This is a genomic window from Geodermatophilus sp. SYSU D00867 (genome assembly GCF_054050315.1).
Genome location: NZ_JBJGZC010000007.1, coordinates 13,973 through 28,486, shown reverse-complemented (window position 1 = coordinate 28,486; position 14,514 = coordinate 13,973). Strand labels below are relative to the sequence as shown.

The window sequence follows — 14,514 nt, the reverse complement described above, 5'->3', positions numbered from 1 at the left end:
ACGGTACCGCCCGGACGTCCCCGGCCCCGGCCCCGTGGCCGGGGACGGGGACGGGGACGGGGACCTCAGCCGAGGACCGGGACCGCGGTGGAGGGGTCGCCGTCGGCGGCGGCGGCCAGGGCCGGCACCACCTCGTCCAGCAGGTAGGGCAGCGAGAGCGGGCTGCCGAAGCCGAGCGCGGCGGACACGTCGCCGGAGTAGCCGCCGAGCAGGACCGTGCGCCCCTGGGTCACCACGTCGAGGGCGGAGAACAGCGCATCCGCGTCGGCGTCCGCCTGGTCGTACCCGTTCACCGCCAGCACGTCCGCCTCCAGCAGGTCCAGCCGCTCCTGGCTGACGTCGGCGCTGGTGTCGGGGACGGTGAAGCCGAGGTCGGTGAAGAACTGGGTGCGCAGGTCGTCGGCGCCGAGCAGGTAGTGGCCCGAGCCGACGCCGGTCAGGTCGACGGCGAGCGAGCTGCCGGCGAAGCCGGGGTTCTCCTCGACCGCCTGCTCGAACCGGCCCTCGACGTCGTCGACGAGCTCCTGCGCCTCCTCCTCGCGGCCCAGCGCCCGCCCGATGAGCAGGGTCTGCTCCTGCCACGGGGTGGCGCCGTCGGCGTACTCGTCGGTCTGCGCGAGCGTCGGCGCGATGCCCGACAGCTGCTCGTAGACCGTCTCGTCCATGAAGGAGTAGACGCCGACGATCAGGTCGGGCTCGAGCGCGGCGACGGCCTCGAGGTCGATCTCCTCGCCGCCCACGGTCGGGATCTCCCCGTCCGGCAGCTGCTCCTGCGCCCAGGGACGGGTCGCGGCGTCGTAGTCCCCGAGGAGCTCGCGCTCGCCGACCGGGGTCACGCCCAGGGCCAGCACGAAGTCCTGGTCGTTGAAGCCGACGGTGACCACGCGCTGCGGCTCGGTGGGGATCTCGGTGGTGCCGAACCTGTTCTCGATGGTGACCGGGAAGGCGCCGTCGCCGGTCCCGTCGGCGGCCGCGGCCGCGGGCTCGTCGGCGGTCCCGCCGCAGGCGGCCAGCCCGGCCACGAGGACGGCGGCGGCCGCGGTCAGCGACGCGCGCCGCAGGCGGGTGGGGGCGGGGTGGTGCGGCACGGTCGGCTCCTGACCTCGGTGATCGTCGTCGAGGTGAGGTTAGCCTCCCCTTAGCGGGCTCCCGCACCCCGTTTCCGTCCGGTCACGTCCGTCCCGTGGTCCGGCCGAGGGCGTCCAGCACCGCGGCGCGCAGCCCGAGGCACTGCCCGCGGTCGCCGCCGTCCTCGTGGCCGGGCAGGCCGGGCGGGCCGACGACGACCCGCGGCCCCCCACGACCTCCGGGGGGGGGCGAACTGCTCGCGGGTGAGGTCGACCTCGCGGCCGCCGGGCAGCCGGTTCCACCAGTGCACGCCCTGCCGGGAGCCGTCGGTCCGGCGCACCTCGGCGAGCAGCAGGTCGCCGCCGAGCAGGTCGTGCAGGACCAGCGCGGTCGCACCGCGCTGCCCGCGGGCCGGGTCGCCGGGCGACCAGTCGGCGAGGTCGCTGTCGTCGCGGGTCTCGCGGCACCAGGCCGCGCGCACGGCGGCGGTCACCTGCTCGAGGAGAGTCACACCCCCCTGCACGACGGGGACGACGTCAGCGCAGCAGCAGCCGGTCCAGGGTGTCGGCCAGCCAGTCGGCGAAGCGCTCGGCCGGCCAGCCGCACCCCACCATCAGCCGGGACTGCGTCGACGGCGAGAAGACCGACCACGCGACGTCGGTCGCCGCGTCGAGGTCGAGGTCCTCCCGCAGGTCGGACGCGAAGGGGCCGAGGAGGACGGCGGTGTCGGCACGGCGACGGCGCTCGTACTCCTCGTAGGCGGGCCGCACGTCCGGGTCGGCCGCCGCGGCGGCGGCGAAGACGTCCTGCATCGGCCGCGCCCCGGGCGCGGTCTCGAGCACCAGCCGCCGCAGGGCCGCCAGCCGGCCCGCGCGGTCCGGCGCCGCGAGCAGCTGCGCGAACGGGTCCAGCTCCCGCACCGTCCGGTCCTCGTCGGAGCCCACGAGCGCGCGGTCCACGCACGCGAGCAGCAGCGCCGCCTTGCCGCCCTGCGCGAACACCGTCGGCACCGACACCCCGGCGGCGGCCGCGACGTCGCGCATCGTCGTCGCGGCGTAGCCCCGCTCCACGAAGCAGCGGGTGGCGGCGTCGAGCACCTGCGCGCGGGTGCGCCTGGCCTGCTCCTGCCGCAGCTCGGAGCGGTAGACCCTCTTGCCCCCCGTCACCACTCGACCATACCATCGCTCTATTCGTTTGAGTGTCACTCAACCGGAAGAGGTCGTCATGACCGCTGCAGCTCCCCACCCCGCCCAGCTCCTGCTGCCCGGCCAGGCCGCCGCACCCGACGGGCCGGTCGACCTGGCCAGCATGTACGTGATGCACCGGGCGTTCCGGCGCGACCTCGCCGCCTTCGCGGCGGCCGTCCCCACGGTCGACGTGGGCGACCGGGCCCGCTGGCGGGCCCTCGGACGTCGCTTCGGGCAGTTCGCGCGGTTCCTGCACAAGCACCACGCCGGCGAGGACGCGCACCTGTGGCCGCTGCTGCGCGAGCGCGGCGCCGACCCGGACGTCCTCGACCAGCTCGAGGCCGAGCACGCCGGCATCGACCCCCTGCTGGCCTCCTGCGCCGACGCGCTGGCGGACCTGGCCGGCGGCCGGGGCGGTGAGGACACCCGGCGGGAGCTGGCGCACACCATCGCCCGGACGGGCGACGCCCTCGGCGCCCACCTCGCGCACGAGGAGCGCGACGGGATGACCCTGGTGCAGCGCCACCTCACGCCCGGGGACTGGGCCCGCCAGGACGCCGCGTTCGCGCGGGAGTACACCCTCCGCGAGACCGTGTCCGCGCTCGGCTGGGTGGTCTCGGCGATCCCGCCGGACGCCGCGGACCGGATCCTCGGCTCCGCGCCGCTCCTGCCCGCGGTGGGCCGGCTGCTCGGCCGGCGCTCCGCCCGGGCCGACGCACGGCTGTTCGGGACCGCCCGGTGACCGCCGGCCCGTCCTCGCGGTGCGGCTGACCCGGTCCGGCCTCAGGCGGCCACCGGCCGGCCGAACTGGGTGCGGTGCAGCTCGGCGTAGCGCCCGCCGAGGGCGAGGAGGTCCTCGTGCCGGCCGCGCTCGACGACCCGGCCGCCCTCGAGCACGAGGATGCAGTCGGCCCCGCGCACGGTGGACAGCCGGTGCGCGATGACGATCGCCGTCCGCCCCTCGAGCGCCTCGTCGAGGGCCGCCTGCACCGCGGCCTCCGACGTGGCGTCGAGGTGCGCGGTCGCCTCGTCGAGCAGCACCACGCGCGGGCGGGCGAGCAGCAGCCGGGCGATGGTCAGCCGCTGCCGCTCGCCGCCGGAGAACCGGTAGCCGCGCTCGCCGACGACGGTGTCCAGGCCGTCGGGCAGCCCGCGGACCAGGTCGGCCAGCCGGGCGCGGGCGAGGGCGTCCCACAGGTCGTCGTCGGTCGCGTCCGGGGCGGCCAGCAGCAGGTTGTCCCGCAGCGACTCGTGGAACAGGTGCCCGTCCTGGGTCACCACCCCGACGGTGCGCCGGATCGAGGCGGCGGTGAGGTCGCGGACGTCGACGCCGCCCAGCCGGACGGCGCCGGCGTCGACGTCGTACAGGCGCGGCACCAGCGAGGCGATCGTCGACTTGCCCGCGCCCGAGGACCCGACCAGCGCCACCACCTGCCCCGGCCGCACGGTGAACGAGACGTCGTGCAGCACGTCGACGCCGCCGCGGCCGTCGAGCCGGGCGACGTCCTCCAGCGACGCCAGCGACACCCGGTCGGCCGCCGGGTAGGCGAAGGTGACGCCGTCCAGCTCCACGGACACCGGCCCGTCGGGGACGTCGACGGCGCCGGGGCGCTCGCGGACCAGCGGCACCAGGTCGAGCACCTCGAAGACCCGCTCGAAGCTGACCAGCGCCGAGGAGACGTCGACCCGGGCGCTGGCCAGCGCGGTCAGCGGCGCGTAGAGCCGGGTGAGCAGCAGCGCCAGCGCCACCACCGAGCCCGGGTCCAGCGCGCCGCGCAGCGCGTACGCCCCGCCCAGGCCGTAGACCAGGGCGAGCGCCAGCGCCGAGACCAGCGTGAGCGCGCTGATGAACGCCCACTGCACCATCGCCGTCCGCACCCCGACGTCACGGACCGCCCGCGCCCGGGCGGCGAACCGCGCCGACTCGCGGCCGGGGTCGCCGAGCAGCTTGACCAGCGTCGCGCCGGGGGCGGAGAACCGCTCGGTCGTCTGGCCGGTCATCGCCGCGTTGGCGACGGCGGCGGTGCGGCTCAGCGCGGCCAGGCGGCGGCCGATCCGGCGGGCCGGGAGCAGGAACACCGGCAGCAGGAGCAGCGCCAGCACGGTCACCTGCCAGGACAGGGTCAGCATCGCCACGAGCGCGAGGGCGAGCGTGACGGTGTTGCTGACGATCCCGGAGAGGGTGTCGCTGAACGCCCGCTGGGCGCCGAGGACGTCGTTGTCCAGGCGGGACACGAGCGCGCCGGTGCGGGTCCGGGTGAAGAACGCGACCGGCATCCGCTGGACGTGGTCGAACACGGCGGTGCGCAGGTCGAGGATCAGCCCCTCGCCCAGGCTCGCCGACAGGTACCGGCCGACCAGCCCGAGCGCGGTGGCGAGGACGGCGAGCGCGGCGATCGTGACGGCGAGGCCGACGACGACCGAGGTGGCGGCGCCGTCGACGATCGCGTCGACGACCCGGCCGGCCAGCAGCGGCGAGGCCACCGTGAGCACGGCCTCGACGACGCCGACGGCGACGTAGCCGGTGATGCGCGCCCGGTGCGGGCGGGCGAAGGCGAGCACCCGGTGCAGGGTCGCGCGGGTGACGGCGCGGCGGTCGGGACGGGCGTGCGTCGCGCGGGACAGCGCCGACCACGCCGTCATCTCCATGCTCACGCGGCGGACGCTAGGACCTCCAGTCGACTCGAGGTCAAGCGTCCGCCGGTGACGGAGCAGGAACGGTCAGGCGGCGCCCAGGGCGTCGGCGACGCGGTGGTGGGCGACGGCCTCGTCGCGGCGGCTCTGCCGCTCCAGGGTGCGGGCCAGCGCGCGGCGGGCCCACCCGTCGGCCGGCGCGAGGTCGACCAGCCGACGCAGCGCCGTCTCCGCGCGCTGCAGCTGGGCCGAGCCGAAGTAGCTGCGGGCCAGCAGCTCGAGGGCGGCCCCGTTGCCCGGCTCGGCCTCGACGAGCGGCTCGAGCAGGCGGGCGGCCTCGATCGGCTGCCCCATGGAGAGGTAGAGGTCGGCGCGGAGGAACTCCGAGTGCAGGTCGGGGCTGAACGGCTGGGTCACGCCCGCGGAACGACGGCGCGGCGCCCGCTCTTCCCGAGACCACGACACGCCCGGCGGGCAGGAGGGACGAGAAGGTCCGGAACCGGGTGCATCCGGGCACGACCGGATTGGGAACAACCGGTGTCAGCACCACCGACCCGAGGAGCACGACCATGGCCCTGTCGCTGCACCGCCACCGGACGGCCGACCGCGCACGGACCGGCGCCGCCGACCCCGCCCCGCGCACCGACACCCCGACCGCCGACACCCCGACCGCCGACGCCCCGACCGCCGACGCCCCGGCCCGCGCCGAGCGGGAGCCCGCGTCCGGCAGCCGCGTCTACGCCGTCCAGCGCACCGGGGCGTTCGTCGTCGCCGGGATCATCGCCGTCTTCGGCGTCCTGGGCCTGGCCAACGGCCTGGCCTTCTTCTCGACCGAGGGCCAGCGCATCCTCGGCATGTCGTCCAACGGCCTGCTGTCGGTGATCTCGCTGGTCACCGCGGTCGTGCTGGTCGTCGCCGCCTTCCGCAGCCCCCGCACCGCCTCGACGGTCATGATCGTCATCGGCGTGCTGTTCCTGGTGTCGGCGCTGGCCAACCTCGCGGTGCTCAACACGGGGCTGAACCTCCTGGCCTTCCGGCTGAGCAACGTCGGCTTCTCCCTCGCCGCGGGCCTGGTGCTGCTGCTGCTCGGCGCCTACGGCCGGGTGAGCGGCAACCTGCCGCCCGACAGCCCGTACGCCCGCGAGCGGGACGACGTGCCGCCGGTCCCGGCCGACGAGTACCCGTCGACGCCGGCCGAGTTCGCCGCCGAGCGGGCGATGCGCGACGCCGAGGTCGCCGTCGTCCAGCACGTGGCCTCCTTCGACCAGCGCCGCCGGGTCGCCGCCATGGCGCAGGTGACCAGCCGCAGGGAGCGCCGCGAGGTGTGGATGTCCTTCGACCGGGCCCGCCGCGACGCCTGACCCCGGCACGATGCAGGGGTGACCGTCCGCCTGGCGCACTGGCCCACCCCGCTCGACCCGGCACCGCGGCTCGCCGCCGCCCTCGGCCTGCGGCCGGGGGACCTGGCGGTGAAGCGGGACGACCTGACCGACCTCGGCGGCGGCAACAAGGTGCGCAAGCTCGAGCACCTCGTCGCCGAGGCGGCCGGGGACGGCGCGACCGTCCTGGTCACCAGCGGCGGCGTGCAGAGCAACCACGCGCGGATGACCGCCGCGGCCGCCGCTCGGGTGGGGCTGCGCGCCGTGCTGGTGCTGCACGGGGCGCCGTCGGCGCAGCGGCCCGGGAACCTGGCCCTGGAGGGCGCGCTCGGCGCCCGCGTCGTGGTGGTCGGTGGCCCGGACGACGTCGAGGCCCGGGTGGCCGCGGTGGCCGCCGAGCTGCGGGCCGCCGGCGAGGTGCCCGCGGTGCTGCCGCTGGGCGGCTCCTCGCCCACCGGCGCGCGGGGCTACCTGGCCTGCGCGGACGAGCTGCGGGAGCAGGCGCCCGACGCCCGGCACGTCGTCGTCGCGGTCGGCTCGGGCGGCACGATGGCCGGCCTGGTGGCCGGGCTCGGCGCCGAGCGCGTGCTCGGCGTGGACGTCGGCGCCGTGCCCGACCCGGCCGAGCGGGTGGCCGGCCTGGTGACGGCGCTCGGCGGGTCCCCGGAGGGGCTGCGGCTGCGCCGGGACCAGGTGGGCGACGGCTACGGCGCCCGCACCGACGCCGCCGTCGCGGCGCTGCGGACGGCGGCCCGCACGGAGGGGCTGCTGCTCGACCCCGTCTACACGGCCAAGGCGCTGGCCGGGCTGGCCGCCGCCGTGGCCGACGGCTCGGTCCGGCCCGGCGAGCGGACCGTGTTCGTGCACACCGGCGGGCTGCCGGGGCTGTTCGGGCACCCGGTGGCCGCCGAGCTCGCCGCCGGGGTGCTCGACCCGTCGTAGCCTCGCGGGCGCGATGACCTCCTCCCGACCGCGCGCCGACGCCTGCCCCGGCGCGCTGCAGACGCACCCCGCCGCCGACGGCGAGCTCGCCCGCGTGCGGGTGCCCGGCGGCCTGCTCACCGCCGCCCAGCTGCGGGTGCTCGCCGCCGCCGCGCGCGACCTCGGCGACGGCGCCCTGGAGATGACCAGCCGGGGCAACCTGCAGCTGCGCGGGCTGGCCGCCGGCGCCGCGCGGGAGCTCGGCGACCGGCTCGCCGGCGTGGGCCTGCTGCCCAGCGAGACGCACGAGCGGGTGCGCAACGTGCTGGCCAGCGCGCTGACCGGCCGCGCCGGCGGGCTGCTCGACGCCCGGCCGTGGGTGGCCGCGCTCGACGCCGGCCTGTGCGCCGACCCCGCCCTCGCCGCGCTGCCGGGCCGCTACCTGGCCACGCTCGACGACGGCCGCGGCGACGTGTCCGGGCTCGGCGGCGACGTCGGCCTGCTGGCGCTGTCGCCGTCCTCGGTCGCGCTGCTGCTCGGCGGGGCGGACAGCGGGCTGCGCGCCGCGCCGGACGACGCCGTCGGCCTGCTGCTCGCCGCCACCCGCGCCTTCCTCGCCGAGCGCGCCGCGCAGGACGGCACCGCCTGGCGGCTGACCGAGCTCGACGACGGGCCCGCGCGCGTCGCCGCGCGGCTGGGCGGCACCCCGGCCGCGCCGGCCGCCGTCCCCGCCGCGCCGGACGCCGGCCCGGTCGGCGCGGAGACCCAGGCCGACGGGCGGACCGCGCTCGTCGGCGTCGTCCCGCTCGGCCGGCTCTCCGCCGACCAGGCCGACCTGCTCGCGTCGCTGACCGGCGAGGTGCAGCTGACCCCGTGGCGCAGCGTCGTCGTGCCCGACCTGGCCGAGGACCGCGTGGACGACGCCGCCGTCTACCTGTACCGGACCGGCGTGGTGTTCGACGCCGACAGCCCCTGGGCGCGGGTCACCGCGTGCGCCGGCCGGCCCGGGTGCGCGAGGTCGCGGGCCGACGTCCGGGCCGACGCCGCCGCGGCGGTCGCGTCCGGGACCGTGCCGGAGGGCGCCCGCGTGCACTGGGCCGGCTGCGAGCGCCGCTGCGGCCGCCCCCGCGGCGAGGTCCTCGACGTCGTCGCGACCGTCGACGGCTACCGCGTCGGCCGGCCCTCCTCGGGGTCCGGGTAGCGGGCCCCGGCGGAGACCTCGGTGCCCTCGGGGACGGACACCGCGCGGCCGACCAGCGTGACGTCGCCGTCGCCGCCGATCGTGGCGCCGCTGCCGACGTCGACGCGGTCGTCGACCACCGCGCGGGTCACCGTCGCGCCGGAGCGCACCCGCACGCCGGGCAGCAGGACGGAGTCGACGACGGTCGCCCCGGCCTCGACCACGACGCCCGGGGAGATGACCGACCCGCGCACGTTGCCGGACACCCGGGTGCCGCCCGACAGCAGGCTGTTCTCGATCTGGCCGTCGTCGAGGACCCGGGCGGCGCTGTGCCGGCCGCCGCGGGTGTGGATCGGCCAGCCGGGGGCGTCGAGGTCGATCGGCGGCTCCTCCGACAGGAACTCCTGGTGCGCCTCCCAGTACGCCGGGACGGTGCCGACGTCCCGCCAGTAGCCCTTGAGCGGGTGCGCCCGCGCGCCGCCGTCGCGGGTCTGCGCCGGCAGCAGGTGGGTGCCGAGGTCCTCGAGGCCCTCCTCGCCGACCTCCGACCGCAGCTGCTCCAGCCGGTCGAGCGTGGGCCCGGGGTCGAAGACGAAGACCTCGTTGGTGGCGGTGGTCGTCGCCGGCTCGTCGGGCTTGTAGGCGTAGCCGGTCACCCGGTCGCCGTCGACCTCCACGATGCCGTAGCGGGCGGCGTCGTCGGCGGCGACCTCGGTGGTCACCATCGTCACCTCCGCGCTGGACTGCAGGTGCGCCTCGGCGACCTCGCGGTAGTCGAGCTCGTAGACGGCGTCCGCGCTGACCACGACCAGCGCCTCGGGGCCGAACTGGCGGATCAGCTCGGCCTGCCGCCACAGCGAGTTCGCCGTCCCCGTGTTCCACCCGCCGCGCTCGGTGCCCTGGAACGGCGGGAGGGTCATCAGCCCGCCGGTCGTGCGGTCGAGGTCCCAGGGCCGGCCGTTGGCGAGGTGGTCGGCCAGCGAGGCCGGGTGCTGCTGGATTGACACCCAGACGTCGGGGATGCCGGAGTGCTCGCAGTTGCTCAGCGGGAAGTCGATCAGCCGGTACACCCCGGCGAACGGGACGGCGGGCTTGGCGCGGTGCTCGGTGAGCAGCTGCAGGCGCCCACCGGCACCACCGGCGAGGACGAGGACGAGGAGGCGGGGAAGGGCCATGCCCCCGGCTACCCGCTCCGTGCGCGACGTAGCCTCCTGCCCGATGTACGAGTACGAGAAGGACGGCGCCGAGATCTACCGGCGGTCGTTCGCGACGATCCGCGCCGAGGCGGACCTCGCCGGCCTGCCCGAGGACCTCGCGCGGGTGGTCGTCCGGATGATCCACGCCTGCGGCCAGGTCGACCTGGCCGCCGACGTCGCCGCGAGCCCCGACGTCGTCCGGCTCGCCCGGGAGGCCCTCGACGCCGGCGCTCCCGTCCTGTGCGACGCGCGGATGGTCGCCTCCGGCGTCACCCGCCGGCGGCTGCCGGAGGACAACGACGTCGTCTGCACCCTCGGCGACCCGCGCGTGCCGGCGCTGGCCGCGGAGCTCGGCACCACCCGCACCGCCGCCGCGCTGGAGCTGTGGCGCGACCGGCTCGACGGCGCCGTCGTCGCCGTCGGCAACGCGCCCACCGCGCTGTTCCACCTGCTCGAGATGGTCGCCGCCGGCGCCCCCCGCCCGGCCGCCGTCCTCGGCATCCCGGTCGGCTTCATCGGCGCGGCCGAGTCCAAGGAGGCCCTCGCCGCCTCCGACCTGCCGTTCCTCGTGGTCCGCGGCCGGCGGGGCGGCAGCGCCATGGCCGCGGCGGCGGTCAACGCGATCGCGAGCGACGTCGAGTGAGCGGGCGCCTGTACGGGGTCGGGCTGGGCCCCGGCGACCCCGAGCTGGTCACCGTCAAGGCCGCCCGGCTGATCGCCGCCGCCGACGTCGTCGCCTTCCACGCCGCGCAGCACGGCCGCTCGGTCGCCCGCGCGCTCGCCGCCCCCTACCTGCGGGAGGGGCAGGTCGAGGAGCTGCTGGTCTACCCGGTCACCACCGAGGGCACCGACCACCCCGGCGGCTACCAGGGCGCGATCGACGAGTTCTACGAGGCCGCCGCGGCCCGGCTGGCCGCGCACCTCGACGCCGGCCGCGACGTCGTCGTGCTCGCCGAGGGGGACCCGTTCTTCTACGGCTCCTACATGCACATGCACAAGCGGCTCGCCCACCGCTACCCGACCGAGGTGGTGCCCGGCGTGACCAGCGTCAGCGGCGCCGCGGCGGTCGTCGGGCGGCCGCTGGTGGAGCGGGACGAGGTGCTCACCGTGCTGCCGGGCACGCTGCCCGCCGACGAGCTCGCCGAGTGGCTGGCCACCACCGACTCCGCCGCGGTGGTGAAGCTCGGCCGGACGTTCGGCCGGGTCCGCGAGGCGTTCGAGGCCGCCGGCGTGCTCGACCGCGCGCTCTACGTCGAGCGGGCCACCACCGACCGCCAGCGGACGATGCCGCTGGCCGACGTCGACCCCGCGACCGTCCCGTACTTCTCCCTGGCGCTGCTGCCCTCGCCGCTCACCGGGACCACGCCCGCCCCCGCGGACCTCCCGGACGCCGCCCCGCGGACCGGCGAGGTGGTCGTCGTCGGCCTCGGCCCCGGCGCCCGCGGCTGGACCACCCCCGAGGTGGCCGACGCGCTCGCCGCCGCCGACGACCTGGTCGGCTACGGCCCCTACCTGGACCGGGTGCCGGCCAACCCGCGGCAGACCCGCCACCCCAGCGACAACCGGGTGGAGGCCGAGCGGGCCGCGCACGCGCTGGAGCTGGCCCGGTCCGGACGGCGGGTCGCGGTGGTCTCCAGCGGCGACCCGGGCGTGTTCGCCATGGCCGCCGCGGTGCTCGAGGTGGCCGCCCGGCCCGAGCACGCCGGCGTCCGCGTGCGGGTGCTGCCCGGGCTGACCGCCGCGCAGGCGGTCGCGTCGCGGGTCGGCGCGCCGCTCGGGCACGACTTCGCCGTCATCAGCCTCTCCGACGTGCTCAAGCCGCTCGACGTCGTCCTCGACCGGCTGCGCTCCGCGGCGGCGGCCGACCTGGTGCTGGCGCTGTACAACCCGCGGTCCAAGGCGCGCCCGCACCAGCTGGCCAAGGCGCTCGACGCGCTGCGCGAGGTGCGCGAGCCGGAGACGGTGGTCGTCGTCGGCCGGGACGTCGGCGGGCCGGAGGAGGAGGTCCGGGTGACGACGCTGCGCGACCTGGACCCGGAGACGGTGGACATGCGCTGCCTGCTGCTGGTCGGGTCCTCGCAGACGCGGGTGACGCCGGCCGGGCAGGTCTACACGCCGCGCCGCTACCCGTCCTGACGGGAATGCCGGCCGGATCGGTGGCCTTGGCAACTGTCGTGCCCCGCCTCCCCCGCCCGGTCGCGTTCTGGTCGGTGGCCGGACTCCTCGTGCTGGTGCTGGCCGCCTCCGGCGTGCCGTCGCCGCTGTACCGCGTCTACCAGGAGCAGTTCGGCTTCGGCGCCGGCGTCCTGACGCTGGTGTTCGGCATCTACGCCTTCGCGCTGCTCGCCGCGCTGCTGGTGGTCGGCAGCCTGTCCGACCACGTGGGCCGGCGGCCGGTGCTCGCCGCCGGGCTGCTGCTGCAGGCGGTCGCGATGGCGGTCTTCCTCGCCGCCGACGGCGTGGGCTGGCTGCTGGCCGCGCGCACGCTGCAGGGGCTGTCGACCGGCGCGCTGACCGGGTCGCTCGGCGCGGCGCTGCTCGACCTGCAGCGCCCCTCGGCGCGCCCGCTGGGCGCGCTGCTCAACAGCGTCTCGCCGGGCCTCGGGCTGTCGCTGGGCGCGGTGGGCGCGGGCCTGGCCATCGAGGGGATCGCGGAGCCGACGCCGTGGGTGTTCGGCGTGCTGACCGTGGCCTTCGTGCTCGGCGCGGCCCTCGCCTGGCTGCTGCCTGAGACCTCCCCGCGCGTGCCCGGGGCGCTGGCCTCGCTGCGCCCGCGGGTGGAGGTGCCGCGGCCACAGCGGCGCGCGTTCGCCGTCGGGGTCCCCTGCCTGGTCGCGCTCTGGGCGATGGGCGGGCTGGTGCTGTCGCTGGGACCGTCGCTGACCGCCGGTGTGTTCGGCGTGGCCGACCACCTCGTCGGCAGCCTGCTCATCCTCTGCATGCAGGGCGCCGCCGCCGTCGGTGGCGTGCTCGCCCGGGACGTGCCGCCCCGCCGGGCGATGGGCGGGGGCTGCGTCGTGTTCGCGGCCGCCGTCGCGGGCCTGCTGGTCGCTCTGGTCACCGGGACGCTGTGGCTGTTCTTCGTGGCGTCCGGGCTGGCCGGCCTGGGCTTCGGCGCCGCCTTCCTCGGCACCGTGGCCACCGTGACGGCGGGCGTCGAGCCCGGCCACCGCGCGGGGCTGCTGTCGAGCGTCTTCGTCGTCGGCTACCTGGCGTTCAGCATCCCGGCGATCGTCGCGGGCATCGCCTCGGGCGTGGTCGGGCTGCGGCTGACCGCGGTGGTCTACGGCGCCGTGGTGATCGTGCTGGCGCTGGGCGCGGCGGCCGGCCTGCGGCTGTCGCACCGGCGCACCCCGGCGACCGTGCCCGCCGACGAGCCGTCGCAGCCGCTGGCCGCCTGAGGGTCACACCCTCGACTCCCCTCTGACCAGCGGGAACCGTCGTACCCCTCTCCTAGCGTGCGGGGTGTGCAGGAGGTCGCCGGTCCCGGGTCGCTCATCGAGCGCGCGCTCGTCGACGCGGTCCTGCACCGGCCGGTGCGGCTGCCGCGGCTGCCGGTGAGCCTGCTGACCCGGGAGCAGAAGGCCGCCGAGCTCGAACGGGTGCAGGCGCTCAAGGCGATGGCCGCCGCCTACGAGGCGGAGCTCGTCCTGGGCCTGGCCGACGACTCCCCGGCCGACGACGATCCCGCGCCGGGCGCCCCCGGCGCCCGGACGGGCTCCTGGGCGCCGGATCCCGAGCTGCCGGGTGTCTCGGAGTTCTTCACCGCGGAGCTGGCGGTGGTGCTGAGCGTCGGCCCCGGCACCGCCTCCCACCTCGCCCACCGCGCCTGGACGTACCGCTCCCACCTGCCCGGCACCTGGGCGGCGCTGGCCGCCGGCGCGCTGGACGAGGCCCGCGCCAAGGCCCTGGTCGACGTGCTCGAGCACACCGACCTCGCCCTCGCCCGCCGCGTCGAGGCGGCCGTGCTGCCCGAGGCGGCCTCGCTCACAGTGGGGAAGCTGAAGAAGCGCGTGCTGGCGCTGCTGCTCGACGCCGACGCCGAGGCCATCGACCAGCGGAGGGCGACCGCGCAGCGGCACGCCGACGTGCGCATCCACCCCTCCCCCCGCGACGGCATGGCCACGCTGACCGCCGAGCTACCGACTGACGTGACCGCCGCCTGTGAGGCAGTGGTCGACGAGCTGGCCCGGATGCTCAAGGCCGACGGGGACGAGCGGCCGATCGGGCAGCTGCGCACCCTGGTCCTCGCCGATCTGCTGCAGCGCCCGTGGGAGACCGGCCGCCCGCCGGTGACCGCGCATCTGCAGGTCATCGCCACCCTCGCCGCGCTGACCGGCCGCAGCGACGAGGCCGGCCAGGTGAACGGGTTGCCGATCACCGCCGCCCACCTGCGTGAGCTCCTGCAGCAACTGGAGGCACTCGGCGTCCGGGCACCGGAGGGCGGCTCGGTCACCCTGGCGCTGGTCGACGACGACGGCACGCTGCGGGCGACGACCACGCTGAACCGGTTGCGCCGGCTCGCCCGCACCGGCTGCGCCGACCACCCGGCCGACGCCGACTGCGAGTGCGCGGTGCTCGACCGCCCGGCCGAGACCGACGGCTAGGAGCCCTCGGCCAAGCAGCAGGCGTTCGTGCACACCCGCGACCGCACCTGCCGCTTCCCCACCTGCGGCCAGCGCGTCGGCTGGGCCGACACCGACCACGTCATCCCCCACGCCACCGGCGGCGCCACCGACTGCGCCAACCAGTGCTGCCTGTGCCGCAGCCACCACCGCCTCAAGACCTTCGCCCGCGGCTGGCGCTTCCACATGAGCGCCGACGGGACCCTCACCGTCACCACCCCGTCCGGGATCACCCGCACCACCCGGCCACCGGGCCTGCGACCGCCCCCGACCGAACCCGGTCCACCACCGGCCGATCCCGGACCACCGTCACCGGCCCACCCG

General features: G+C 77.0%; 15 protein-coding genes. 8 read left to right on the top strand and 7 right to left on the bottom strand.

Going from position 1 to position 14,514, the window contains the following annotated elements; all coding sequences use genetic code 11:
* Window positions 1–65 precede the first annotated feature (65 nt).
* The 3 genes from ACI8AK_RS08090 to ACI8AK_RS08080 are packed head-to-tail and all read right to left on the bottom strand — an operon-like array spanning window position 66 to window position 2,234.
* Window positions 66–1,088 carry an iron-siderophore ABC transporter substrate-binding protein gene (locus ACI8AK_RS08090; protein ID WP_456955794.1) on the bottom strand — a complete coding sequence of 341 codons (1,023 nt, stop codon included), beginning with the start codon at window positions 1,086–1,088 and terminating at the stop codon, window positions 66–68.
* Window positions 1,089–1,138: 50 nt separating this feature from the next.
* Window positions 1,139–1,561 carry a YunG family protein gene (locus ACI8AK_RS08085; protein ID WP_456955912.1) on the bottom strand — a complete coding sequence of 141 codons (423 nt, stop codon included), beginning with the start codon at window positions 1,559–1,561 and terminating at the stop codon, window positions 1,139–1,141.
* Between the two features lie 43 nt (window positions 1,562–1,604).
* Complete coding sequence (locus ACI8AK_RS08080) at window positions 1,605–2,234, bottom strand: TetR/AcrR family transcriptional regulator (RefSeq protein ID WP_387987303.1); 630 nt, start codon at window positions 2,232–2,234, stop codon at window positions 1,605–1,607.
* Between the two features lie 58 nt (window positions 2,235–2,292).
* On the opposite strand from ACI8AK_RS08080, the gene ACI8AK_RS08075 reads away from it, so the two are divergent.
* Window positions 2,293–2,997 carry a hemerythrin domain-containing protein gene (locus ACI8AK_RS08075; protein ID WP_456955792.1) on the top strand — a complete coding sequence of 235 codons (705 nt, stop codon included), beginning with the start codon at window positions 2,293–2,295 and terminating at the stop codon, window positions 2,995–2,997.
* A gap of 41 nt (window positions 2,998–3,038) precedes the next feature.
* Here the strand turns inward: ACI8AK_RS08075 and ACI8AK_RS08070 are convergent, their stop codons facing one another.
* Both ACI8AK_RS08070 and ACI8AK_RS08065 read right to left on the bottom strand, forming a co-directional pair.
* Complete coding sequence (locus ACI8AK_RS08070; protein WP_387987509.1) at window positions 3,039–4,904, bottom strand: ABC transporter ATP-binding protein; 1,866 nt, start codon at window positions 4,902–4,904, stop codon at window positions 3,039–3,041.
* 72 nt (window positions 4,905–4,976) lie between these two features.
* Window positions 4,977–5,306, bottom strand: a complete 330-nt coding sequence (locus tag ACI8AK_RS08065; RefSeq protein WP_387987307.1) for a tetratricopeptide repeat protein — start codon at window positions 5,304–5,306, stop codon at window positions 4,977–4,979.
* A gap of 152 nt (window positions 5,307–5,458) precedes the next feature.
* Between ACI8AK_RS08065 and ACI8AK_RS08060 the strand changes: the two genes are divergently transcribed.
* The 3 genes from ACI8AK_RS08060 to cobG are packed head-to-tail and all read left to right on the top strand — an operon-like array spanning window position 5,459 to window position 8,390.
* Window positions 5,459–6,250, top strand: coding sequence for a DUF4383 domain-containing protein (locus ACI8AK_RS08060; protein WP_456955790.1), 792 nt, complete (start codon window positions 5,459–5,461; stop codon window positions 6,248–6,250).
* A gap of 18 nt (window positions 6,251–6,268) precedes the next feature.
* The gene (locus tag ACI8AK_RS08055) at window positions 6,269–7,210 is read left to right on the top strand and encodes a pyridoxal-phosphate dependent enzyme (protein WP_456955788.1); all 942 of its coding nucleotides are present in this window, start codon (window positions 6,269–6,271) and stop codon (window positions 7,208–7,210) included.
* A gap of 13 nt (window positions 7,211–7,223) precedes the next feature.
* Window positions 7,224–8,390 (top strand): precorrin-3B synthase, encoded by a 1,167-nt coding sequence (cobG, locus tag ACI8AK_RS08050; protein ID WP_456955786.1) that lies wholly within the window; start codon window positions 7,224–7,226, stop codon window positions 8,388–8,390.
* Here the strand turns inward: cobG and ACI8AK_RS08045 are convergent.
* Window positions 8,354–9,544: a glucose-1-phosphate adenylyltransferase family protein gene (locus tag ACI8AK_RS08045; RefSeq protein WP_456955784.1), complete on the bottom strand. Its 1,191-nt coding sequence runs from the start codon at window positions 9,542–9,544 to the stop codon at window positions 8,354–8,356. The genes cobG and ACI8AK_RS08045 overlap by 37 nt on opposite strands.
* 43 nt (window positions 9,545–9,587) lie before the next feature.
* Here ACI8AK_RS08045 and ACI8AK_RS08040 point away from each other — a divergent pair, with 43 nt between their 5' ends.
* The 4 genes from ACI8AK_RS08040 to ACI8AK_RS08025 all read left to right on the top strand — a co-directional run bounded on the left by ACI8AK_RS08040 (window position 9,588) and on the right by ACI8AK_RS08025 (window position 14,172).
* Window positions 9,588–10,208, top strand: a complete 621-nt coding sequence (locus tag ACI8AK_RS08040) for a precorrin-8X methylmutase (protein WP_456901756.1) — start codon at window positions 9,588–9,590, stop codon at window positions 10,206–10,208.
* Window positions 10,205–11,701: a precorrin-2 C(20)-methyltransferase gene (locus ACI8AK_RS08035; RefSeq protein ID WP_387987318.1), complete on the top strand. Its 1,497-nt coding sequence runs from the start codon at window positions 10,205–10,207 to the stop codon at window positions 11,699–11,701. The genes ACI8AK_RS08040 and ACI8AK_RS08035 overlap by 4 nt, the downstream gene beginning before the upstream one ends.
* Before the next feature lie 38 nt (window positions 11,702–11,739).
* Window positions 11,740–12,966, top strand: a complete 1,227-nt coding sequence (locus ACI8AK_RS08030; RefSeq protein ID WP_387987320.1) for an MFS transporter — start codon at window positions 11,740–11,742, stop codon at window positions 12,964–12,966.
* Window positions 12,967–13,032: 66 nt separating this feature from the next.
* Window positions 13,033–14,172, top strand: a complete 1,140-nt coding sequence (locus ACI8AK_RS08025) for a DUF222 domain-containing protein (protein WP_456955782.1) — start codon at window positions 13,033–13,035, stop codon at window positions 14,170–14,172.
* On the opposite strand, the gene ACI8AK_RS08020 is transcribed toward ACI8AK_RS08025, so the two are convergent.
* A complete protein-coding gene (locus tag ACI8AK_RS08020) occupies window positions 14,169–14,399 on the bottom strand; it encodes a hypothetical protein (RefSeq protein ID WP_456955780.1) in 231 nt (76 codons plus the stop codon). The genes ACI8AK_RS08025 and ACI8AK_RS08020 overlap by 4 nt on opposite strands.
* Window positions 14,400–14,514 lie beyond the last annotated feature (115 nt).